This is a genomic window from Micromonospora matsumotoense (assembly GCF_050951065.1).
Classification (GTDB): domain Bacteria; phylum Actinomycetota; class Actinomycetes; order Mycobacteriales; family Micromonosporaceae; genus Micromonospora; species Micromonospora matsumotoensis.
This window is the reverse complement of sequence record NZ_CP192025.1, coordinates 6,220,477-6,241,896: the sequence shown is the minus strand read 5'-3', so window position 1 is coordinate 6,241,896 and position 21,420 is coordinate 6,220,477. Positions and strand designations below refer to the sequence as shown.

Here is a 21,420-nt window from a genome sequence, read left to right as displayed (position 1 = left end):
CGCGCGCCAAACGCGCAGGGAGGGGGGTCTCCGTGACCCAGCCAGGGGCCGGAATGGCCGCCGACATCGCCGAGCAGCCCGCCGGTTACGCCCGGTTGCTCTCCGCCGAGCACACCGGGGCGATCGCCCGGGTCGCGGCGGCCGTCGCGCAACGCCGCCCCCGGCACGTCGTCTTCACCGCCCGGGGCACCTCCGACCACGCCGCCCTCTACGGGGCGTACCTCACCGAGATCCGGCTCGGGCTGCCCGCCGGGCTCGCCTCGCCGAGCGCGGTCACCGTCTACGGGGCCCGCCCCGACCTCTCCGACGCGCTGGTCGTCGGGGTCAGCCAGAGCGGCGGCTCACCCGACCTGACCGAGGTGCTGCGCACCGCCCGTGCCTCCGGCGCGCTCACCCTGGCGGTCACCAACAACCCCGACTCGCCGCTGGCGCAGACCGCCGAGCTGGGCCTCGACATCGCCGCCGGGCACGAGCGGGCGGTCGCCGCGACGAAGACGTACACCGCCGAACTGCTCGCCCTGCTGCTGCTGGTGGAGGGCGTCCGGGCCGGCGACGGCGGGCTGCCGGCCGACCAGCGGGCCGCCCTGGAACGCCTCCCCGAGCTGGCCGAGCGCACCCTCGCCGACCCCACCCCGGCCCAGCTCGCCCCGCGCTACCGGTTCGCCGGCCAACTCGTCACCACCGGCCGGGGGTACGCGTACCCGACCGCCCGCGAGGCGGCGCTGAAGCTGATGGAGACGTCGTACCTGCCGGCGCTGGCCTTCTCCGGCGCGGACCTGCTGCACGGCCCGCTCGCGATGACCGACCCGGACGTGCCGGTGCTGGCCGTGGTCGGCTCCGGCCCCGGCGGCCGGTCCATGGGCGAGGTGCTGCCCCGGCTCGGCGAGCGCCGCGCCGACGTGGTGGTGGTCGGCTCGGCCGAGGTCGAGGGGGCCACCCGGATGGCCGTGCCCGAGGTCGACGAGCGGTACGCCCCGCTGCTGGACATCCTGCCGTTGCAGCGCCTCGCGCTCGCCCTGGCGCTGGCCCGGGGTGAGGACCCGGACGCCCCGCGCGGCCTGAAGAAGGTCACCGCGACGATGTGAGCCGGGCCGGCCAGCGGGACGGGGCCGGGGTGGGCGTGGCACGCTGTGTCTCGTGTCCACGCTGCGCGACCTCGCCGAGGAGCACACCCAGCTCCGCCCGGCCGACATCGACCACCTGCACCGGATCGCCGGGGACTGGCAGTTGCTGTCCGACCTGTCCTTCGCCGACCTGCTGCTGTGGGTGCCGGTGGACGACGACGGCACGTTCCTCTGCGTCGCCCAGGTCCGCCCGACGACCGCCCCGACCGCCTACCTGGACGATCAGGTGGGGCGGATCGTGGGCGGGCCGGAGGTGGCCCACCTGGAGGTGGCCTACCGGCAGGGCCGGATCTGGCGGGAGGGCGACCCGGTCTGGTACGGCGACGTGCCCGCCCGGCACGAGGCGATCCCGGTCCGGTTGCGCACCGCCGACGGCGAGGCCGGCGAGGTGATCGCGGTGGTGGGTCGGGACACCAACCTCTCCACCGCCCGCACCCCCAGCCAGTTGGAGCTGAACTACCTCACCACCGCCGACGACCTGGCCCAGATGATCGCCGACGGCACCTTCCCGCCGCCCCGGCACCCGGGCGAGACCACCTCGGCGCCCCGGGTGGGCGACGGGCTGGTCCGTCTCGACGCGGGCGGCAAGGTCACCTACGCCAGCCCGAACGCGCAGTCGGCGTACCGCCGGTTGGGTTACGCCTCCCATCTGGTGGGCGAGGATCTGGCCAAGCTGCACCGTCGGCTGGCCACTGACCCGCTGGACGGCACCGAGGCGTCGAACGGCATCCTCGCCGCGCTGCGCGGCGAGGGCCCGCCCCGCCGGGAGATCGACGCCCGGGGGGCGACGATGCTCACCCGGGCCCTGCCGCTGATGCCCGCCGGGGTGCCGATCGGCGCGCTGGTCCTGGTCCGCGACATCACCGAGGTACGCCGCCGCGACCGGGCCCTGATCACCAAGGACGCCACCATCCGGGAGATCCACCACCGGGTGAAGAACAATCTGCAGACCGTCGCCGCGCTGCTGCGCCTGCAGGCCCGCCGGGTGTCGATGCCGGAGGCCCGGGTCGCCCTGGAGGAGTCGGTACGCCGGGTCGCCTCCATCGCCCTGGTACACGAGACGCTCTCCATGTCCAGCGACGAGGCGGTCGAGTTCGACGGCATCGTCGACCGGGTGGCCAGCGCGGCGACCGAGGTGGCCGCGACCGAGGTGAGCGTCGGGATGCGGCGCACCGGCAGCTTCGGGGTGTTGCCCGCCGAGATCGCCACCTCGCTGGTGATGGTGCTCAACGAGTTACTGCTCAACGCCGTCGAACACGGCTTTCCCCCGGCCGAGGAGGGGGTCGACGCACCGGAGCCGGAGGACCGGCCGGAGGTGGTCGTCACGGCGCACCGGCACCGCAAGCAGTTGCACGTCTCGGTGGCGGACAACGGGCGCGGACTGCCGGCCGACTTCGACGCCGCCCGGGGCGGGCGGCTCGGGTTGCAGATCGTCCGGGCGCTGGTCACCGGGGAGTTGCGCGGCAGCATCGAGCTGCGTCCCGGTCCGACCGGCGGCACCGAGGCGGTGCTGGTGCTTCCGCTGGCCAAGGTCTGAGGGTGGTCCACGCGGAACGGTTGCCTACCGGTGACGGCGGGATGAATGTGAGTAGAGCGACGTACGATCTGCGATCTGATGAGGCTTTCGGCTGATTCGGGGGCATTGACACCTTGCGGCCGACTGAATAGTTTTCTAGCTTCACCACCAAGCAGACACGGCCAGTTCACCGTGCCCGGCTTCCTGGACGCGTCCGGCGACATCCTGCTCGCCCTGTCGGGGAGTGCGTGCGGCCGGCGAACGGGGGAGACGAAGCGATGACCTCACCGCCTGCGGTCGATCCGGCTGCGGTGCTGTCGCCGACCGCGGAGTTCCGGGTGCCGCGTCAGGTGTCGAAGTGGACCCCCCGCAAGCCCCCCGACGTGGCGCACCGGCCCGCGTACGCCCCGGTGCCGTTGCCGCCGACGGACGCCGAGCTGGTCTCCTACCGCAAGCGGCGGCTGGCCGCGCTGATGGTGCCGTCGCTGGTCAGCTTCGGCTGCCTGATCACCAGTCAGCTGCTCTTCGTCCGGCTCACCCCGTGGCTCTGGCTGCTCGCCCCGCTGCTGTTCTTCACGGTCGTCTACTACCTCATCTCGCTGGCGGTGAACCTCTTCACTCCGGGCTTCGACATGGCCCGCCACCAGGAGCTGGTCCGCACCTGGCGGCCGGCCCGCTATCCGAGCGTCGACGTCTTCCTGCCGGTCTGCGGTGAGCCCCCGCACGTGCTGCGCAACACCTGGGAGCACGTCCGGACGATGGGCGGCCACTACCGGGGCGAGGTCACCGTCTATGTGCTCGACGACTCGCCCAACGAGGTGATGGAGCGGATGGCGCTCGCCTTCGGCTTCGTCTACCAGCGCCGACCCAACCGGGGCTGGTTCAAGAAGGCCGGCAACATGCGGTACGCCTTCGAGCGCACCATGAGCGACTTCATCCTGGTGCTCGACGCCGACTTCGTCCCGCGCCGGGACATGCTCGACCAGATGCTGCCCTGGTTCGACGCCGAGCCCAGGGCGGGCATCGTGCAGTCGCCGCAGTACTTCCGGGTGCACCTGGGGCAGACCTGGGTGGAGCGGGGCGCCGGGGCGGTGCAGGAGCTGTTCTACCGCTCGGTGCAGGTCTCCCGGCAGGCCCACGACTCGGCGATCTGCGTGGGCAGCTGCGCGATCTACCGCCGTGACGCGCTCTTCTCCATCGGCGGGTCCACCCTCATCGAGCACTCCGAGGACGTGCACACCGGCTTCGACCTGCGGATGCAGGGGTGGAACCTGCGCTACATCCCGGTCGTGCTGGCCGCCGGGCTCTGCCCGTCGGACGTGGACTCGTTCTTCACCCAGCAATATCGTTGGTGCGCCGGCTCGATGAGCCTGCTCGGGTCGAGGAAGTTCTGGTCGACGAAGCTGCGGCTGCGGTCCCGGCTCAGCTACATCTCCGGCTTCTGCTACTACCTGCACACCGGGCTGTTCACCTTTGTCGCGCCGATCATCCCGGTGCTGATGCTGAGCGCGTTCGCGCACCAGATCGCGCTCGCCAACTACCTGCTGATCCTGCCCAGCGTGGTCTACAACATGATCATCTTTCCGTTCTGGCACCGCAACCGCTACAGCCTGGAGAGCTGGACGGTCAAGATGATCTACGGCTGGGCGCACGCCTTCGCCATCATCGACATCATCCGGGGCCGGCGGATGGGCTGGCAGCCCACCGGCGGCACCGCCAAGAAGAGCAAGACCAGACGGCTGTGGACCGGGATGAAGGTCTGGACCGCCGGCACCGGCCTGGTCTGGGCCGGCGTCGCCGGCTGGCGCATGCTCGTCGAGCCGGCCCCGTGGATCTTCGTGCCGGCCCTGCTCAGCGCCGTGTTCTATCTGGCCGTCGTCGGGCAGGCGCTGCTGGTCGACCCGGAGAAGGACGTCGAGGTCGTCCGGTGAGGACGAAATACCTGATCACCTTCCTGGTGGTGCTCGCGCTGGCCTTCACCGAGGTCGCCGTGCTGCGCAGGGTCGACATCAAGGTCACCGGGTCCGGCGGCGGACCGGGCGGGGTCGCCGCCGCCCAGGAACAGATCCCGGCGTACGACGTCACCGCGCTGAAGTCGCCGAAGGGCAAGTACCTCGGCGTCACCGTGACCGGCGGCGCGGAGATGGGCCGGGTCCGGACGTTCGCCGAGGAGACCGGCAAGACCCCGAACCTGGTGGCGATCTTCGAGAGCTTCGACGACAGGTTCGCCGCCAGCAAGGTCCGTGAGCTGCACCAGTACGGTGCGCTGGCGGTGATCCGCTGGGAGCCGTACGACGTGCCGCTGCGGGACATCGCCGCCGGCAGGCACGACGCGTACATCAAGGAGTTCGCGACCGCCGTGCGCACCCTCAACCTGCCGATCGCCCTCACCTTCGCCCACGAGATGAACGGGCACTGGTACTCCTGGGGCACCCGGCAGACCAAGACTGCCGAGTACGTCGCCGCCTGGCGGCACCTGCACGACATCTTCACCCAGCAGGGCGCCACCAACGTGATCTGGACCTGGACCCCGAACGTCGTCAACTACCTGCGCAAGGTCAGCATCAGGGCGCTCTATCCCGGTGACGCCTACGTCGACTGGGTCGGTATGGACGGCTACTACACCAACCGGGGGCCGAAGACCTTCCAGGACCTCTTCGTCCCCACGATCACCCAGATCCGGACCTTCACCAGACGGCCGTTGCTGATCGTGGAGACCGGTGCCGAACCGAGCAGCCGACGGCCGGCCCAGATCACCGACCTGCTCACCAACGTGGCCCGACGCAAGGACTTCCTGGGGGTGGCGTACTTCAACATCAACGGCTCCGGGAAGTGGAACATCGACCGGGACGACGCCGCGCTGCGTGCGTTCCGCCGGTCCGCCGCGAAGGACACCTTCGGCTTCGACATCAGGACCGTCAGGTGACCGCGCCGGCGATCCAGTGGACCGGGCAGGCCGACCCGGCGGAGGTCGCCGGCCCGGCCGTACCGGTGCGGGCCGGGGGCCGGGGCGGCTGGTGGGCGCTGCTGCCGACCGTCGTCGCGCTCGGCCTCGGCTGGTGGCGGCTGGACGCCCGGGACCTGTGGAACGACGAGCTGGTCACCTGGCACGTCACGTCGCTCTCCGCCGAGCAGTTCCGGATGCTGGTCGGCAACATCGACCTGGTGCACGCCGGCTACTACGTGATCATGTCGGTGCTGACCACGGTGACCGGGGACTCGACGACCGCCCTGCGGCTGCCCTCGGTGATCGCGATCGGGCTCACCGCCGGGCTGGTCACCCTGATCGGGCGGCGACTCTTCGACACCCCGGTCGGGGTGCTGGCCGGCCTGGTCTTCGCCCTGCTGCCCACCGTCTCCCGGTACGCCCAGGAGGCCCGCTCGTACGCCCTGGTCACCCTGGCGGCGGTGGCGGCCACCTGGCTCTTCCTGCGCGCGGTGGACCGACCGACCCGGGGCCGCTGGTGGGCGTACGGCGTGCTGCTGGTGCTGGTCGGCTGGCTGCACTTCGTCGCGTTGCTGGTGGTGGTCGCGCACCTGTTCCACCTGTGGCGGTCGGTCCCCGGCGAGGAGCCGAGGTGGCGGTGGGCGGCGTCCACCGGCATCGCCGGGCTGTTCATCCTCCCGGTGCTGATCCTGGGCAGCCGACAGTCCGGGCAGATCTCCTGGGTGGAGAACGACGCCGACGCGGTGCTCCGCTTCCTGGCCAACCTGACCGGCACGACGGCCGCGTTGGCGCTGGTCGCGGCGCTCGCCGTCCTCGCGCTGGCGGTGGCCGGCCCACGCCGGCGGGCCACGGTGCTGATGCTGCTGATCTGGGCCGTGCTGCCCCCGGTCGCCGGTTACCTGACGTTCAGCGTGGTGCACCTCTTCCTGGCCCGGTACTTCCTGTTCACCGTCCCGGCGTGGGCGCTGCTCGCCGCGTTCGCGGTCTGCCGCACCGCCCGGCTGCTGACCCGGGACCGGTTGCCGGCGGCCTGGCTGGCCGGCGCGCTGGTGCTGCTGCCGATGCTGGCCTGGCAGACCCTGCCGGCCCAGGAGCGGGTGCGCTCCAACGAGGCCGACGGGCAGCCCCGCTACCTCGACGCGGTCCGCTACCTGGGGAAGCAGGTCAAGCCGGGCGACGGGGTCGCGTACAACGACGGGTTCGGGGGCTCCAGCGACGTGGCCCGCAAGGCCACCGACTACGGCCTGCGCGACCGGCTGCACCCCCGGGACGTCTTCGTGGCCGTCCCGGCCCGGCAGACCGGCTGGCTGACCGCCCGCGAGTGCCGGGAGCCGCTGCCCTGCCTCGGGGACACCCGGCGGATCTGGCTGGTGGAGACCGGCCACCTCGACGATCCGCTGGCCGGGCTGCCGCCGGCCCGGGAGGCCCTGCTGCGGCAGCGCTTCCTGATCCGGCACGTCGAGCGCTTCGACCGGGTCCGGGTGGTCCTGCTGGAGCGCAAACCGGCCTGACCGGTCTGGTGGCGCCGCTCATCCCCTGCGTACGAGCAACGCCACGGTGACCCCCGGCCGGGGCCGGACCTGGTCGACGGCGAACCCGGCCCGCAGCGCGTCGCCCTTGGCCCCGGGCACCGCGGCGAGCGGATCGTCGTGCCGCCCGGCGACCACCAGCCAGACCCGGTCCACGCCGGCCAGGCACTCGGCGGGCCGGGGGCACTCGTCGACCCACAGGTCGGCCCGGTCCCGCCGGCCCCTGGTGACCAGCACGTCCCGGGGTCGCATCCCGGCGGCGGACCCGCCGGCTGCCCGGTCCCCGGGCGTCCGGTCCTCGGTTGCCCGCTCCTCGGTTGTCCGGCCCTCGGCTGCCCGGGACAGGTGGTAGTCGATCCCGAGGTCGAGGAAGAGCCAACCGTCGCGGGGCGCGTAGACCACCGCGTCGCCGGGCCGTTGTCCGGCGGCGATCACCGCCGCCGCCCCCCGGTAGTCGACGGTCGCGCTGCGCGGCCAGCCGTGACTGTGCCGTACCGCCGCCTGGTCCGGCAGCCCGAGCAGCGCGGCCAGCACCATCACCACCGCTCCCGCCCGGGCCGTGGGCGGCGGCGCGGCGAGGGCGGCACCGGCGAGCAGGCAGGCGAAGGGCACCGTGAAGAACAGGTACCGCGGCACCCAGAGGGGCACGGCCAGCGCGGCGACGAAGACCAGGAGCACCGGCAGCAGTACGCAGAGACCCGGCAGCAGGCCCCGCCACCCCGAGCGGGTCGCCCCGAGCGCGGCGAGCCCGACGAGCACGCCACCCACCACGCCGCTCTGCGCCAGCGCACCCGGCAGGGCCGCCAGATCCGCCAGCCGGGCAGCGGCGACCCAGTCGAGCTGGTGGGACCGCTGCCGCTGCGCCGTGACCAGCAACGGCGCCAGCACCACCACGGCGGCCGACACGGCCAGCACCCACCCCTGCAGCCGTCGTCCCCACCACCTTCCGTCGCCCGGTCCGTCGGCACCCGGCCGGAGGCCGGCGGCTGCCTCGCGGGTGGAGCCGCTGGTGGGCGGGCCCCAGGCCGCGAAGGTCAGCACCGCCACGGCGTGCGCGGCGAGCAGGCTCAGGGCGAGCAGGTGGGCCAGGCCGAGCCCGGCGACGGCCGCCGCGTAGCCGGCCCAGCGCAGCCGGCCGGGACGGTCCAGGGCGCGGACCAGCAGCACGGTGGCCAGCATGGCGAGCAGGGTCACCAGCGCGTACGGCCGGGCCTCCTGCGCGTACCGGGAGGTGCCGGGCAGGACCGCGAAGAGCAGGCCGGCGAGCAGCCCGGCGGGTGCCCCGAACAACCGCCGCCCGAGTACGCCCGTGAGGCCGGCCGCCCCCGCCATCGCCAGCACCGAGGGCAGTCGCAACGCCGCCACGGAGTCGCCGAACACCCCGGTCCACCCGTGCACCACCAGGTAGTACGGCCCCGTCGCCGCGTCGACGGTGCGGGTGAGCCGGAGTAGGTCCCCGACCGGTCGGGTGGCCGCGCTCCAGGTGGCCAGCTCGTCCCGCCAGGGTTGGGCCCGGCTGATCCCCCAGCAACCGGCGATCAGGGTGACCAGCAGCGGAACCGCCCAGACCACCGACCCCGCCGTCGGCCCCGGCATCCGTCCCACGCGCGACCCTGCCGCTGCCGCCGGCCCAGCGTTCGGGCCCGTCGGTGCTGGCTCATGGAAACGCGGGTGCGCATCTGAATGCCCACCCGAATGCCCTTTTCCGGACATCGCACCCACGAGTCGAGGGTCCCACACCGGCTCCGGCGATACGGCCGGAGTCGGAGGTCACCAGGCGGCCCGCGGGCCGCTGGGCGGGCCGGTCGCCCTTGATCAACTCATGTGGGCCGATGTTGCGGTCATCGCCCGGTCGGATGCCGCAACATCGGCTCACTGGTCGCCGCACGACCCCGGTGACGGTGGGGATGCGGCCCGTGATGTGGGATGCCGCACGTGGTCATTGGCCGACCTCCGCAGGGTGTGCGAGCATGGCTGCATGACCGCCGCTGTCGTCCGCCGCTTCGTGGCCCGTCGCCACGTCGACTACGGCCGCGTGCGCAGCGCGATCTGTCCGGCCCACTGACGACGCCCGACCCATCCGTCTCGGGCGCGTGTTCCGCGCCGGCCGTTCCGACACCGTTGTCCTCGGCCCTTCCAGGGCCGGCCGCCGCCGCGTCCGCGCTCTCACCGAGGCACCGCAGAGACAACGGAGGACGCCGCGATGGCGGTCAGCAGCACCCCGGCCCGTCCCGGGACCCCGACGGCCACCGCCGTTCCCGCCACCCGCGCTCCCCGTCGTCCCCGTGGAGAGGGACAGTGGGCCCTCGGTCACCGTGAGCCGCTCAACCCCAACGAGCGGATCAAGAAGGACGACGACCCGCTGAACGTCCGGGCCCGGATCGAGAACATCTACGCCCACGGCGGTTTCGCCTCCATCGACCCGCAGGACCTGCGCGGCCGGTTCCGCTGGTGGGGCCTCTACACCCAGCGCAAGGCCGGCATCGACGGCGGACGCACCGCCGTGCTGGAGCCGCACGAGCTGGAGGACGAGTTCTTCATGCTCCGGGTCCGGGTCGACGGCGGTCAGCTCTCCCTGGCCCAGTTGCGCGTCATCGCCGACATCTCCCGGGAGTTCGCCCGGGACACCGCCGACATCACCGACCGGCAGAACATCCAGTACCACTGGATCCGGGTCGAGGACATGCCCGAGATCTGGCGTCGGCTGGAGTCGGTCGGCCTGCAGACCACCGAGGCGTGCGGTGACTGCCCCCGCATCGTGCTGGGCAGCCCGGTCGCCGGGGTGGCCGAGGACGAGGTGCTCGACCCGACCCCGGCACTCGACGAGATCGTCCGCCGGTACGTCGGCGACAAGGCCTACTCGAACCTGCCCCGGAAGTTCAAGACCACGATCTCCTGGCTGGTCGACACCCCGTACGAGGCGAACGACATCGCCTTCCTCGGGGTCGATCACCCGGAGCACGGCCCCGGCTTCGACGTCTGGGTCGGTGGCGGCCTCTCCACCAACCCGATGCTGGCCAAGCGGCTCGGTGTCTGGGTGCCGCTGGCCGAGGTGCCGGACGTCTGGGCGGGAGTGGTCGGCATCTTCCGCGACTACGGCTACCGCCGGCTGCGCAACCGGGCCCGGCTGAAGTTCCTGGTCGCCGACTGGGGCGTGGAGAAGTTCCGCGAGGTGCTGGAGAAGGACTACCTGGGGCGTACCCTGCTCGACGGTCCGGCCCCGCAACTGCCCGACAAGCCGGTCGACCACATCGGCGTGCACCGGCAGCGCGACGGGCGCAACTACGTCGGGGCCGCCCCGGTGGTCGGGCGGGTCTCCGGCGGGCAGTTGACCAAGCTCGCCGACGTGGTCGAGGCGCACGGCAGCGACCGGGTGCGGCTCACCCCGTACCAGAAGCTGCTGGTGCTCGACGTGCCGCCGGCGCGGACCGAGTCCCTGGTCGACGAGCTGCGCGGGATCGGCCTGGAGGCTAGGCCGTCGGCCTGGCGGCGGGGCACCATGGCCTGCACCGGGATCGAGTTCTGCAAGCTGGCCATCGTCGAGACCAAGGCGCGCGGCGAGGAGCTGGTGGCCCGGCTGGAGGAGCGGCTGCGCGACTTCGACGCGGACATCTCCATCCACATCAACGGCTGCCCGAACGCCTGCGCACGCACCCAGGTCGCCGACATCGGCCTCAAGGGTCAGCTGGTGGTCGGCCCCGACGGCCAGCAGGTGGAGGGCTTCCAGGTGCACCTCGGCGGCGGGTTGGGGATGGCCCAGGGCCAGACCGCCGGGTTCGGCCGCAAGCTGCGCGGCCTGAAGACCACCGCCGACGAGCTTCCCGAGTACGTGGAACGACTGGCCCGCCGCTACCTGGCCGGCCGGACCGAGGGCGAGACGTTCGCCAACTGGGTGATCAGGGTCGACGAGGAGGAACTCCGATGAGCGAAACCCGATCCGCGCCGCTGCACTGCCCGTACTGCGGCGAAGAGGACCTGCGGCCGAACGAGGCCGGACACGGCGCCTGGGAGTGCCACGCCTGCGCCCGGGTCTTCACCGTGAAGTTCAACGGCCTGCTCAGCCGGGCGGTGACCCGGTGACCGGCCTGCTGTCCGCCACGGGCCTGGGGCTGGTCGGCCCCGGCGGCCCGAAGCTGGCCGACCCGGCCCGCCGCGATCCCACCCGCCGCGACCCCGCCGAGCTGCGGGCGCTGGCCGAGCGGGCCGGCCGTGAGCTGGAGGGCGCCCCGGCGCTGGAGATCGCCCGCTGGGCGGCCGACACCTTCGGGGACCGGGTCTGCGTGACCAGCTCGATGGCCGACGCCGTGCTCGCCCACCTGGTGTCCCGGGTCGCCCCCGGGGTGGACGTGGTCTTCCTCGACACCGGCCTGCACTTCCCGGAGACGCTGCGGGTCCGCGACGAGGTGGCCCGCCGGTTGCCGGTGAACGTCCGGTCGATCCGCCCCCGGCAGACCGTCGGCCAGCAGGACGGCGAGTACGGGCCCCGGCTGTTCAACCGCTCGCCGGACGACTGCTGCCAGCTGCGCAAGGTCGAGCCGTTGGAACGGGCCCTGTCCGGCTACGACGCCTGGGCCGCCGGGCTGCGCCGGGACGAGTCGCCGACCCGGGCGAACACGCCGGTGGTGACGTTCGACCCCCGACGCGGCAAGGTCAAGGTGAACCCGATCGCCGCCTGGTCCCAGGCCGACGTGGACTCCTACATCTCCCGTTACGACATCCCGGTCAACGAGCTGCTCGGCCGGGGCTACGGCTCGATCGGCTGCTGGCCCTGCACCCGCCGGACCAAGGCGGGGGAGGACCCCCGGTCCGGCCGGTGGGCCATGTTCGAGAAGACCGAGTGCGGTCTGCACCTCTGACCGGGCCGGAGCGCGTTCCGGTGGCCGGCGTGGGAGTCACCACGCCGGCCATTGGTCTGTCAGGTGCCGCCGAGGTGGCGCGGCCCGGCTCCGGTGTGCCGGTGGTGCTGGTGGCGCACGGCAGCCGGGACCTGCGGGCGGCGGCGGCGACCCGGGCGCTGGCCGGTGCCGTCGAGGCCGCCCGGCCCGGCACCCGGGTGCTGCCCAGTTGGCTGGACCACACCGCACCGGGGCCGACGGAGGTGCTGCGCGGGCTGGCCGCCGCCGGTCACCGCGCGGCGGTGGTGGTGCCGCTGCTGCTCACCGCCGCCTACCACCGCCGGGTGGATGTTCCCGCTGCGGTCACGGCGGCCCGACAGGACGCGCCGGAGCTGACGGTACGGGTGACCGACGTGCTCGGGCCGGCCGACGGGACGGTGGACGCGGGGCTGCTGGCCGGGCTGGCCGGGCGGTTGGCCGAGACGCAACCGGGGCCGGTGGACGCGCTGGTGCTGGCGGCGGCGGGCACCCGGGACGCGCGGGCCCGGGGTTCGGTGGGGCGGGTCGCCGCCGCCCTGGCCGACGGCTTCGGGGTGCCCTGCACCGTGTCGTACGCCTCGGCGGCCCCGCCGACCACCGACGTGGCGGTGACCCGGCTGCGGGCGGCTGGCGCCGGCCGGGTGGCGGTGGTGGCGTACTTCCTGGCGCCGGGGCTGTTTCACGACTCGGTGGTGGTGGCGGCCGACCGGGCGGGCGCGGTGGCCGTCAGCGGACCGCTGAACGACTCGCCGGACCTGGTCGACCTGGTGCTGCGCCGGGTCGATGCGACGGGCGACAGGTGACGTGCGTCACCGCATCGTCATTACTCTCCGTTATTGCGCCGACACCGAGATTTTGGCCGCTTCGGTTACGGAGAGTGTGTAATGCAGAACGCCCCGGCGGGATTGAATCCGGCCGGGGCGAACAGCGTGTGATGGGATTCAGGCGGAGTGAGCGCGCAGCACCCGGAGGCCGCCACGGCGCTTGACCGCGCGGCGCTCCTCCTCGCTCATCCCGCCCCAGACGCCGGCGTCCTGACCGGACTCCAGTGCCCACTGGAGGCACTGGTCGGTCACGGAGCAGCGTCGGCAGACGGCCTTGGCCTGCTCGACCTGAAGAACCGCCGGGCCGGACGTCCCGATGGGGAAGAACAGCTCCGGGTCCTCGTCGCGGCAGACGGCATTGTGACGCCAGTCCATGGCGGCAACACTCCTCATTCTGGATGGATGGCAGATAACGCTGGTGCTTTTCTTATTTGCGTCCGCAGTGCCGGTCGTCACGGTTCGCGTACGACTATTCGGCATTGCGTGAGCAGACTCGTTCAGCGCCTGGGCCTGCTGGAAATGCTCTACCAGTCGAGTATCTCCAGGCAATGTCCCGGTAACTCAAGTTCGCTTGTGAATACTTTCACGAACGAACGCGATGTCAAGGGGTGACGCTCGGAAAAACTCCGCTCGGTGAGCAAGCTCACGACCCTTTTGTCGGGTTTTCAGGCTTCCCTGTTACCCGGCGTACCACAGTCGAGGATCAATATAGTACAGTCCGCGTGACATTGCTGACATTTCCGGCACTCCTCCTCGGTGTGGCGGCCTCCGGTCGTGCGGCGTCCCGACCGCTCGACCTATGGCGTTACCCGAGACCTAGCAGATTACTCTCAGTGCGCCGGAAACGGAGGTGAATCTGACTTTGTGTCGCTCGCCGAGGTAGTCCCCGTCCAGCTGGAAGGCCTGTGGACGGGCCGAGACCAGGGTGAACTCATCCAGATCGTGCAGCCGGAGCACCTGCTTGCCGCGCGGATCGGGGTGTCGGGACAGGAGCTGGGTCACCGTCCGTGTGGTGCTGGCGACGCGGAGCTGACGAAGCGCCATCACGTCCAGCCCGAGATCGAACGACGCCTCCGGGTTCGGGTTGACCTCCCGGTCGCCCAGGTACGTCCACGGCGCGGTGTTCTGGATGATCACCGTGCCCAGCTCGCCCTCGGCCGGCTCGCCGGGCCGCTCCAGGCTGATCGCCGGATGCCGGCGGTGCGAACCGAGGAAGTAGTGACTCAGGGTGGAACGGAAGTAGAGCGACGGTGAGGACACCCGTCCCCGTCGTCGGGCCTGCTCCACCCGGTTGATCACCGCCGCGTCCAGGCCGAAGCCGGCGCAGAAGGTGAAGTAGCGGTCGTCGGCCCGGCCCAGCCCGATCGTGCGGGACCGGCCCAGCCGTAGCCCCTCCAGGATCATGCTGGTGCCGTCCGCCCACTCCCGGGGCAACCCGAGCGCGCGGGCGAAGACGTTGGTCGAGCCACCCGGCACGGTGGCCAGCGCCGGCAACCGCTCCGCCGGGGAGCCGCCGGTGCGGATCGTCGGCGGATCGGCGGTCATCAGGCCGTTGACCACCTCGTTGACCGTGCCGTCACCACCGAGCGTGACCACCAGGTCGACGCCCTCCTGGGCGGCCTCCCGGGCCAGGTCGGTGGCATGGCCCCGGCGGCGGGTGTACCGCACCGACAGGTCTACTTGGCTGCGCAGCGCGCGGACCAGCACGTCCCGGCTGCGCTCGCTGGTGGTGGTGGCCTTCGGATTGACCACCAGGACGGCCCGCATGGGCGGCACTTTACGTGATCGGGCGGGGGTATCGTGGCCCGCGTGACGATCGACTCCGCGCCGGTTCCCGACACCCTGCGCTGGGCGGTACGCCTGCTGCGGGCCGAGGCCGTCGCGCTCGCGGTGCTCGCCGGCTGGTTGGTCTGGGCCGACCTCACCGCCACCCGGACCGACCTGGTCTCGGCACTCTTCGTGACCGGGTTCGCCATCGCCGGCGCGGTGGCGCTCTGGGCGTTGGGCGGCGCGCTGTCGCGCCGTCGGGCCGGTGCCCGCGCCCCGGCGATGGTGCTGGAGTTGATGCTGCTGCCGGTCGGCTGGTTCATGATCTCCGGCGGGCTGGGCTGGCTCGGCGTACCGCTGATGGTGCTCGGTCTCGGCGTCTGCGCGTTGCTGGTCAGCCCACCCACCACGAAGGCCCTGGGCTTCGGCTGATCCACCGGGGGGCGCCGACCGCCACCGCCCCGGGCGAGGTCACCGCGCGGGGCCGGGGGACACCCTCGTGCCCGGCGGCGGGTTCAGTAGCCGGAGCGGCGGGTCAACAGCGAGATGGTGGCCCGGCCGTCGGCCGACTCGGCCGCCGCCGCCGTGGTCAGCGCGGTGAGCACCTTCCAGGCGAACGAGGACTCGCCCGGAAGGGTGGCACCCCGCACGATCGGCACCGTCACCTCGACGGTCAGCGCGTCCTCGGTGACCGCGAAGCGGCACTCCAACTCGGCGTCGCGGGTGGCGATGGCGAGCAGCATCGCGCACGCCTCGTCCACCGCGATGCGTAGGTCTTCGATCTCGTCGAGGGCGAACTGGAGGCGGGCCGCGAGCCCCGCCGTGGCGGTGCGCAGCACGCCGAGATAGCCGCCGTCGGCGGGCACGGTGAGGTGCACCACGTCGTCGTCGGTCGCTGGCTGGCCGGTCAGTTGAGTCACGCCTCATCCCCCCGGTCCGGGACTCTACCCGGCCGGGCGTCCGGATGCGTGGTCGACGTCACCCCGGTGGCCGCGAGAGCCTCCAGGGCCGCCCCGCTGAGCCGGTACGGGACCCACTCGGTCATCGGCTCGGCCCCGATCGAGGCGTAGAAGTGGGCGGCCGGATTCCAGTCGATCATCCACCAGTCGAGCCGCCGGTAACCGCGCCGCACACAGAGTGCGGCGAGGGTGGCGAGCAGCGCCCGGCCGGCCCCGGTGCCCCGGTGGGCCGGGCGGACGTACAGGTCCTCCAGGTAGATGCCGTGCACGCCGGCCCAGGTGGAGAAGTTGAGGAACCACAGCGCGAAGCCGACGGGTAGGTCGTCGTCGTCCACCGCGACGTGCCCGAACAGGGCCGGGGCGGGGCCGAACAGGGCGGTGTCCAGCTGCGCCCCGGTGAGCCGGCACTGGTCGGCGGCCCGTTCGTAGTCGGCCAACTCGTGCACCATCGCGACGACGGCCGGCACGTCCCCAGGACGTGCCGGCCGGATCGTCGGTGCCGTGGCGGGCAGGGTCACGCCTGCTTGGTCTCCCAGAAGATCTTGGAGATCTCGTCGATCTTCTGGAGCAGCTCGTCGGCCTTGGCCGGGTCGGTCGCACCCTTGGCGCCGGCCGCGCCGGCCGCCTTGGTGGCCTCGTTGAAGAGCTGGTGCAGGTGCGGGTACTTCTCGAAGTGCGGCGGCTTGAAGTAGTCGGTCCAGAGCACCCACAGGTGGTGCTTGACCAGGTCCGCGCGCTGCTCCTTGATCAGGATCGCCCGGGTGCGGAACTCGGGGTCGGTGTTCGCCTGGTACTTCTCGCAGATCATTTTGACCGATTCGGCCTCGATCCGGGCCTGCGCCGGGTCGTACACGCCGCACGGCAGGTCGCAGTGCGCGCTGGCGGTCACACGGGGTGAAAGGATGCGGGGAAGTCGCATCAGGGTCCTCCATGGGATGTTTGCGATGATCCGAGCCGACACTACTCCTGAGGACGTCCCCGGCAGGGGCGGAGGGGAAACCTCGTGACGGTCGGCGGGTCCGGTTGCCCACCACGGTTGCCCGCCCCGCTCACCGCCGTGGGGGTGACCGGGCCGTCCATGTCACCGACCCTGCGCCACGGCGACGCCGTCCTGGTCCGCCGGGGCGGTCGGCCGGTCCGCCCCGGCGACGTGGTGGTGGCCGTCTTCCGGAGCCGCCCGGAACTGCTGGTGGTCAAGCGCGCCGTCCGCCCGCAGGACGACGGCTGGTGGTTGCGTGGCGACAACGCGCTGGTCACCGACGACTCCCGGGCGTACGGGGTGGCCGATGTGCTGGGCCGGGTGGTGTTCCGCTACTGGCCGCGCCCCGGCCGGTTGACGCCCGCGCCGATATGACCCTCCTCACAACCGGGTGCCGGCGGTCTGACTATGCTCGGGAGGTGCCCGGGTGACCCCCGAACCGCGTACCGCGTGTCGCCGCTCCGCCTCACCTCGCGCCCTCGCGCCGGCCGCTCCATCTGCTCGACAGATCCTGGAGTCACCATGTCTGCGTCCACCGTGGATCCCGCTGATCCCGTTTTCCGACTGCATCGTGGCGGCAAGCTCGCCGTCGCCTCGACGGTCCCGCTGACCAGCCGCGAGGACCTCTCTCTCGCGTACACCCCGGGGGTGGCCCGGGTGTGCGAGGCGATCGCCGCCGACCCGGCCCTGGCCGACGACTACACCTGGGTGTCGCACGCCGTCGCGGTGGTCACCGACGGCTCCGCCGTGCTCGGGCTCGGCAACATCGGCGCGCGCGCCGCGTTGCCGGTGATGGAGGGCAAGGCGGTGCTGTTCAAGCAGTTCGCCGATGTCGACGCGGTGCCGATCTGCCTGGACACCCAGGACGTCGACGAGATCGTGGCGACGGTGCGCGCCCTCGCCCCCTCGTTCGGCGGAATCAACCTGGAGGACATCAGCGCCCCGCGCTGCTTCGAGGTGGAACGGCGGCTCGACGAGATGCTGCCCATCCCGGTCTTCCACGACGACCAGCACGGCACCGCGATCGTGGTGCTGGCCGCGTTGCGCAACGCGGCGACCCTGCTGCACCGCAAGCTCGGCGACCTGCGGGTGACCGTCAGCGGGGCCGGTGCCGCCGGGGTCGCGGTCACCCACATGCTGGTCGCCGGGGGAGTGGACCCCGACCGGGTGGTGGTCTGCGACTCCCGGGGCGTCATCGGCCGGCACCGCACCGACCTGACCGAGACCAAGGCGCACCTTGCCGAGACCACCAACGCCGAGGGTCGTCGCGGTGACGTCGCCGAGGCACTGCGCGGCGCGGACGTGTTGATCGGCGTCTCCGGCGGGCGTATCCCCGAGGCTGCGGTCGCCGGGATGGCCCCCGGCGGCATCGTCTTCGCGCTGGCCAACCCGACCCCCGAGGTGGACCCCGAGGTGGCCGCCCGGTACGCCGCGGTGGTCGCCACCGGGCGCAGCGACTACCCCAACCAGATCAACAACGTGCTCGCCTTCCCCGGGGTGTTCCGGGGCGCGCTGGACGCCCGGGCCACCCGGATCACCGACGGGATGAAGGTGGCCGCCGCCGACGCGATCGCCGGGGTGGTCGACGGGTCGCTCAGCGCGGACGCCATCGTGCCGTCCCCGCTCGACCCCCGGGTCGCCCCGGCCGTGGCGGCGGCGGTCGCCGAGGCGGCCCGCCACGACGGCGTCGCCCGCGCCTGAGCCGACGGGCGGGTGGGAAGGGTCCGGGCCGACGGCCCGGACCCTTCTTGAACGATCGTTCCGCTGTTACGGTGCGGATCATGCGTGCCGCCTATGCCTCCCGGTTCGACGCCGACAACCCGCTCGCCGCGCTCACCGTCGGCGACCGTCCCGAGCCCGCCCACCCGGACGACGACTGGGTGACCGTGCAGGTCCGGGCCAGCTCGCTCAACCACCACGACCTGTGGTCGCTCAAGGGGGTGGGGCTCGCCGACGGTCAACTCCCGATGATCCTCGGCTGCGACGCGGCCGGCACCGACCCGGACGGCAACGAGGTGGTCATCTACCCGGTGCTGCCCACCCCCGGCGACCCGCGCGGCGTCTCCATCCTCTCCGAGCACTACCAGGGCACCCTCGCCGAGCGGGTGGCCGTGCCCCGGATGAACCTGCTGCCGCTGCCGACCGGCCTGTCGATGACCGACGCGGCCTGCCTGCCGACCGCCTGGCTCACCGCCTGGCGGATGCTCACCACCCGGGGCCGGGCTGCCGACGGCGAGTCGGTGCTGGTGCAGGGGGCCGGCGGCGGTGTCGCCACCGCGGCGGTCGCGCTCGGCCTGGCCCTCGGCAAGCGGGTGTACGCCACCAGCCGCGACGCCGCCAAGCGGGAGCGGATCGCCGCGCTGGGGGCGACCGCGGTGGAGCCCGGTGCCCGGCTGCCGGAGCGGGTCGACGTGGTGGTCGAGACGGTCGGCGCGGCGACCTTCGACCACTCGTTGAAGTCGGCCGCCCCGATGGCCCGGATCGTGGTCGCCGGCGCGACCTCGGGCCACCTGCCGGCGGTGAACCTGCGCCGGGTCTTCGCCATGCAGCTGGAGATCCTCGGCACCTCGATGGGCACCCCGGAGGAGCTGACCGAGCTGCTCGCCTTCTGCGCCGAGCGCGAGGTACACCCGGTGGTGGACAGCGTGGTCCCGTTCAGCCGGGTGACCGACGCCTTCGCCCGGCTGCACTCCGGCGAGGTCTTCGGCAAGATCGTCGTCGACCACACCGCCTGATCCGACGACGGCCGGCCACGCTGTCGGCCCGGCGGCCCCGACCGTGGCTGCCGGACCGGTGGCGGGTCGGCCGGCCCGACGGCCAATGCTGTCAGAGACGGTCGTCGAGGGTGGCAAGGCCGCTCCGGGCGGCCTCGGCCGGGAGCCGGTCCTTGGCGGCCTCGTCGCCGTAGAGGGCCCAACGGAGGAACTCGACGGTGGTGTCCGAGACCACCCGCAGGGCCGCGCCGTCGCCGAGCAGGGCCCGGCCGTGGTCGCCCTTGGGGAGGCTGAGCATGGCCTTCGGCCAGGGCACTGCGTCGTAGACGGCCTTGCCGGCGGCGTAGTCGACCACCTTGTCGGCTTGACCGTGCACGATGAGCTGTGGGGCGGCGGCCCCGGCGAAGGCGGTGCCCACCCCCACCCCGGTCCCGGCGAAGACCACCCCGGCGGCCAACCGCTTGTCGCGCCAGGTGGTGAACAGGCCGATGGTGGTCGCCCCGCCCGCCGAGTGCCCGGCTGCGGCCACCCGGTCGGTGGCCAACCGCCCGCGCAGCGGGTCACCGGCCTTCGCGTCCAGCGCCAGCACCTTGTCGAGCACGTACGACACGTCGGCGGGCTGGTTGAGCACGTCCAGGACGTTGCCGTCGGTGCCCTTGCCGGTGTGCGGGAAGGCTGGCGCGGCGACCACGAAGCCGGCCGCCGCCCAGCGGGTCAGCAGCGCCTGGTAGTCGGCCGGCCGACCGCTCAGGCCGTGGCTGAACGCCACCACCGGGAACCGCCCGGTCGCCGCCGTCGCGTTGCGCTGGGTCGCCTCGCCGGCGGTGCCCCGGGCCGGGTACCAGAGGGTCACCGGCAGCGGGCGGTCGCCGCCCCGGTTGAGCTTCAGCTGTCGTACGCCGACCGCGAACGCCTCGGCCGGCGCGGTGCCGGCGGGGACGCGCGGTGCCGGCGTGGCGACCTTCGGTGGCTCCGGCGGCGTGGTGGTGCCTGGGCTGGGGCCCTGCGTCGAACAGCCGGCAAGGCCGGTGGCGAGCAGCGCGGCGGTCAGCAGGACCGGGGTGCGGCGACGGAACATGAACTCGATTGTGCCCCGCCCCGGCAGGCCGCCCGCCCCGGGTTGGACGCGGAGTGGCCGGCAGCGGACAGCCGGTCGACCTGGCGGCATCCCCGGCGGGACCCACCGGCCGGTCGGCTCGCTCGGCCGGCGAAGGCGGTCAGCCGGTCAGGTGGTCGTCGAGGCTGGTGACGCCGGGGCGGGTGGCGTCGGTGCGCAGGCGGCGGCCGGCGTCCCGGTCGTCATAGAGGGTCCAGCGAAGAAAGTCGGTGGTGGTGGCGACGACCTCGTCGAAGCCGGGCCGGCCCGGGGTGAGGTATTCGCCGTGGCCCTGCCCGAGCACGCTGAGGAACGCCTTCGGGCCGGTCGCCCGCTGGTAACCGGCCTGGCCGACGGTCAACGGCACCACCGGGTCGGCGGTGCCGTGCACGAAGAGCAGCGGGGCGGTCGGCCCGGCGAAGGCGCCGGCCAGTCCGCCCCCGGCGATGATCACACCGGAGCGCAGCCGGGCCGAGTGGCCGGAGGTGAACATGCCGGCGGTGGTGAAACCGCCCGCCGAGTGGCCGGTCGCGGCGAACCGGCCGACGTCCAGGTGCCCGGCCAGCGGGTCACCGGCGCGGGCGTCCAGCCGGACCAGGTGGCGGATCACCCGCCACGCGTCGGCGGGCTGGTTGCGCACGTCGGCGCGGCTGAACCGGGCCGCCCGCCGGCTGGTGTACGGGTAGGTCGGCGCCACCACCACGAAACCGGCGGCGGCCCACCGGGTGGCCAGCGCGGCGTGCAGCTCGGGCAGGCTGCGCAGGCCGTGGCTGTGCACCACCACCGGGAACCGGCCGGGGGCGACCCGGCCGTGCGCGGTCGGGTACCAGAGCGTCACCGGCAGCGGGCGTGGCCCGGACGGGTCGACGATGAGGGTGCGGACCGCGACCGGTCGGACCTCGGTCGGGGCGTGCCGGGCCGGCGGCGCCTCGGTGGCGGCGGTGGCCGGGCCACAACCGGCGAGCAGCGCGGCCAGCACCACGGCGCACAGCCGTCTCGCCCCCATCCCTGCACGGTAGGTGTTCCGCTGCCCGGTCCGGCCCGGCTGTCCGGACCGATGCTGCTCACCACCCCGGTCGGTACGCCTCCAC

Annotated in this window: 21 protein-coding genes; 13 read left to right on the top strand and 8 right to left on the bottom strand. The window is 72.9% G+C overall.

The annotated features are described in order from the left end of the window. The first annotated feature begins 53 nt into the window (after positions 1–53). The 5 genes from ACQP1S_RS26520 to ACQP1S_RS26500 all read left to right on the top strand — a co-directional run bounded on the left by ACQP1S_RS26520 (position 54) and on the right by ACQP1S_RS26500 (position 7,098). Positions 54–1,085 carry an SIS domain-containing protein gene (locus tag ACQP1S_RS26520; RefSeq protein ID WP_432908353.1) on the top strand — a complete coding sequence of 344 codons (1,032 nt, stop codon included), beginning with the start codon at positions 54–56 and terminating at the stop codon, positions 1,083–1,085. 52 nt (positions 1,086–1,137) lie between these two features. Beyond that, positions 1,138–2,661, top strand: coding sequence for a sensor histidine kinase (locus ACQP1S_RS26515; RefSeq protein ID WP_091241232.1), 1,524 nt, complete (start codon positions 1,138–1,140; stop codon positions 2,659–2,661). Positions 2,662–2,918: 257 nt separating this feature from the next. After that, the gene (locus ACQP1S_RS26510) at positions 2,919–4,571 is read left to right on the top strand and encodes a glycosyltransferase family 2 protein (RefSeq protein ID WP_432900305.1); all 1,653 of its coding nucleotides are present in this window, start codon (positions 2,919–2,921) and stop codon (positions 4,569–4,571) included. After that, positions 4,568–5,566, top strand: a complete 999-nt coding sequence (locus ACQP1S_RS26505; RefSeq protein WP_432900303.1) for a glycoside hydrolase family 26 protein — start codon at positions 4,568–4,570, stop codon at positions 5,564–5,566. The genes ACQP1S_RS26510 and ACQP1S_RS26505 overlap by 4 nt, the downstream gene beginning before the upstream one ends. Beyond that, positions 5,563–7,098, top strand: coding sequence for a glycosyltransferase family 39 protein (locus ACQP1S_RS26500; protein ID WP_432900302.1), 1,536 nt, complete (start codon positions 5,563–5,565; stop codon positions 7,096–7,098). Before ACQP1S_RS26505 ends, ACQP1S_RS26500 begins: the two co-directional genes overlap by 4 nt. An 18-nt stretch (positions 7,099–7,116) precedes the next feature. Here the strand turns inward: ACQP1S_RS26500 and ACQP1S_RS26495 are convergent, their stop codons facing one another. Further along, on the bottom strand, positions 7,117–8,712 hold the full coding sequence (locus tag ACQP1S_RS26495) for a glycosyltransferase family 39 protein (RefSeq protein WP_432908350.1): 1,596 nt from the start codon (positions 8,710–8,712) through the stop codon (positions 7,117–7,119). Between the two features lie 607 nt (positions 8,713–9,319). On the opposite strand from ACQP1S_RS26495, the gene ACQP1S_RS26490 reads away from it, so the two are divergent. From ACQP1S_RS26490 to ACQP1S_RS26475, 4 genes are read left to right on the top strand one after another with little or no spacing between them, the layout of a single operon-like run. Then, positions 9,320–11,041 (top strand): nitrite/sulfite reductase, encoded by a 1,722-nt coding sequence (locus ACQP1S_RS26490; protein ID WP_363667669.1) that lies wholly within the window; start codon positions 9,320–9,322, stop codon positions 11,039–11,041. Continuing rightward, positions 11,038–11,196: an IS1 family transposase gene (locus ACQP1S_RS26485; protein ID WP_141723017.1), complete on the top strand. Its 159-nt coding sequence runs from the start codon at positions 11,038–11,040 to the stop codon at positions 11,194–11,196. The genes ACQP1S_RS26490 and ACQP1S_RS26485 overlap by 4 nt, the downstream gene beginning before the upstream one ends. Beyond that, complete coding sequence (locus ACQP1S_RS26480; RefSeq protein WP_432900301.1) at positions 11,193–11,972, top strand: phosphoadenylyl-sulfate reductase; 780 nt, start codon at positions 11,193–11,195, stop codon at positions 11,970–11,972. The genes ACQP1S_RS26485 and ACQP1S_RS26480 overlap by 4 nt, the downstream gene beginning before the upstream one ends. A 56-nt stretch (positions 11,973–12,028) precedes the next feature. After that, positions 12,029–12,793, top strand: coding sequence for a sirohydrochlorin chelatase (locus ACQP1S_RS26475; RefSeq protein ID WP_432908347.1), 765 nt, complete (start codon positions 12,029–12,031; stop codon positions 12,791–12,793). A gap of 138 nt (positions 12,794–12,931) precedes the next feature. On the opposite strand, the gene ACQP1S_RS26470 is transcribed toward ACQP1S_RS26475, so the two are convergent. Further along, positions 12,932–13,189 carry a WhiB family transcriptional regulator gene (locus ACQP1S_RS26470; RefSeq protein ID WP_067311984.1) on the bottom strand — a complete coding sequence of 86 codons (258 nt, stop codon included), beginning with the start codon at positions 13,187–13,189 and terminating at the stop codon, positions 12,932–12,934. A 441-nt stretch (positions 13,190–13,630) separates the two neighbouring features. Next, positions 13,631–14,581, bottom strand: a complete 951-nt coding sequence (locus ACQP1S_RS26465; protein WP_091241208.1) for a diacylglycerol/lipid kinase family protein — start codon at positions 14,579–14,581, stop codon at positions 13,631–13,633. Between the two features lie 42 nt (positions 14,582–14,623). On the opposite strand from ACQP1S_RS26465, the gene ACQP1S_RS26460 reads away from it, so the two are divergent. Continuing rightward, entirely contained in the window at positions 14,624–15,013 is a 390-nt protein-coding gene (locus ACQP1S_RS26460; RefSeq protein WP_357891736.1) for a hypothetical protein, read from the top strand. A gap of 83 nt (positions 15,014–15,096) precedes the next feature. Here the strand turns inward: ACQP1S_RS26460 and ACQP1S_RS26455 are convergent, their stop codons facing one another. The 3 genes from ACQP1S_RS26455 to sodN are packed head-to-tail and all read right to left on the bottom strand — an operon-like array spanning position 15,097 to position 16,459. Then, positions 15,097–15,501, bottom strand: coding sequence for an ATP-binding protein (locus ACQP1S_RS26455; protein WP_363667661.1), 405 nt, complete (start codon positions 15,499–15,501; stop codon positions 15,097–15,099). Beyond that, positions 15,498–16,058, bottom strand: coding sequence for an N-acetyltransferase family protein (locus ACQP1S_RS26450; protein ID WP_432900300.1), 561 nt, complete (start codon positions 16,056–16,058; stop codon positions 15,498–15,500). Before ACQP1S_RS26450 ends, ACQP1S_RS26455 begins: the two co-directional genes overlap by 4 nt. Then, positions 16,055–16,459, bottom strand: coding sequence for a superoxide dismutase, Ni (gene sodN / locus ACQP1S_RS26445; protein WP_088645999.1), 405 nt, complete (start codon positions 16,457–16,459; stop codon positions 16,055–16,057). Before sodN ends, ACQP1S_RS26450 begins: the two co-directional genes overlap by 4 nt. Positions 16,460–16,618: 159 nt before the next feature. Here sodN and ACQP1S_RS26440 point away from each other — a divergent pair, with 159 nt between their 5' ends. The 3 genes from ACQP1S_RS26440 to ACQP1S_RS26430 all read left to right on the top strand — a co-directional run bounded on the left by ACQP1S_RS26440 (position 16,619) and on the right by ACQP1S_RS26430 (position 19,254). Continuing rightward, entirely contained in the window at positions 16,619–16,894 is a 276-nt protein-coding gene (locus tag ACQP1S_RS26440) for a S26 family signal peptidase (protein ID WP_091242575.1), read from the top strand. 147 nt (positions 16,895–17,041) lie between these two features. Next, positions 17,042–18,220, top strand: coding sequence for an NAD(P)-dependent malic enzyme (locus tag ACQP1S_RS26435; protein WP_432900298.1), 1,179 nt, complete (start codon positions 17,042–17,044; stop codon positions 18,218–18,220). Between the two features lie 71 nt (positions 18,221–18,291). After that, a complete protein-coding gene (locus ACQP1S_RS26430; protein WP_432900297.1) occupies positions 18,292–19,254 on the top strand; it encodes a zinc-binding dehydrogenase in 963 nt (320 codons plus the stop codon). Positions 19,255–19,345: 91 nt separating this feature from the next. On the opposite strand, the gene ACQP1S_RS26425 is transcribed toward ACQP1S_RS26430, so the two are convergent. Together ACQP1S_RS26425 and ACQP1S_RS26420 are read right to left on the bottom strand one after the other, a co-directional pair. Beyond that, complete coding sequence (locus tag ACQP1S_RS26425; protein ID WP_432900295.1) at positions 19,346–20,311, bottom strand: alpha/beta hydrolase family protein; 966 nt, start codon at positions 20,309–20,311, stop codon at positions 19,346–19,348. Between the two features lie 139 nt (positions 20,312–20,450). Then, the gene (locus tag ACQP1S_RS26420) at positions 20,451–21,335 is read right to left on the bottom strand and encodes an alpha/beta hydrolase family protein (protein WP_432900294.1); all 885 of its coding nucleotides are present in this window, start codon (positions 21,333–21,335) and stop codon (positions 20,451–20,453) included. Between the last annotated feature and the right edge of the window lie 85 nt (positions 21,336–21,420).

What these genes read in the sequence shown, in the direction of transcription:
- ACQP1S_RS26490 (WP_363667669.1), top strand. Translation starts at nt 9,320, where the DNA reads ATGGCGGTCAGCAGCACCCCGGCCCGTCCCGGGACCCCGACGGCCACC.
- ACQP1S_RS26485 (WP_141723017.1), top strand. Translation starts at nt 11,038, where the DNA reads ATGAGCGAAACCCGATCCGCGCCGCTGCACTGCCCGTACTGCGGCGAA.
- ACQP1S_RS26435 (WP_432900298.1), top strand. Translation starts at nt 17,042, where the DNA reads ATGTCTGCGTCCACCGTGGATCCCGCTGATCCCGTTTTCCGACTGCAT.
- ACQP1S_RS26465 (WP_091241208.1), bottom strand. Translation starts at nt 14,581, where the DNA reads ATGCGGGCCGTCCTGGTGGTCAATCCGAAGGCCACCACCACCAGCGAG.
- ACQP1S_RS26520 (WP_432908353.1), top strand. Translation starts at nt 54, where the DNA reads ATGGCCGCCGACATCGCCGAGCAGCCCGCCGGTTACGCCCGGTTGCTC.
- ACQP1S_RS26510 (WP_432900305.1), top strand. Translation starts at nt 2,919, where the DNA reads ATGACCTCACCGCCTGCGGTCGATCCGGCTGCGGTGCTGTCGCCGACC.
- ACQP1S_RS26470 (WP_067311984.1), bottom strand. Translation starts at nt 13,189, where the DNA reads ATGGACTGGCGTCACAATGCCGTCTGCCGCGACGAGGACCCGGAGCTG.
- sodN (WP_088645999.1), bottom strand. Translation starts at nt 16,459, where the DNA reads ATGCGACTTCCCCGCATCCTTTCACCCCGTGTGACCGCCAGCGCGCAC.
- ACQP1S_RS26420 (WP_432900294.1), bottom strand. Translation starts at nt 21,335, where the DNA reads ATGGGGGCGAGACGGCTGTGCGCCGTGGTGCTGGCCGCGCTGCTCGCC.
- ACQP1S_RS26440 (WP_091242575.1), top strand. Translation starts at nt 16,619, where the DNA reads ATGTCACCGACCCTGCGCCACGGCGACGCCGTCCTGGTCCGCCGGGGC.
- ACQP1S_RS26425 (WP_432900295.1), bottom strand. Translation starts at nt 20,311, where the DNA reads ATGTTCCGTCGCCGCACCCCGGTCCTGCTGACCGCCGCGCTGCTCGCC.
- ACQP1S_RS26495 (WP_432908350.1), bottom strand. Translation starts at nt 8,712, where the DNA reads ATGCCGGGGCCGACGGCGGGGTCGGTGGTCTGGGCGGTTCCGCTGCTG.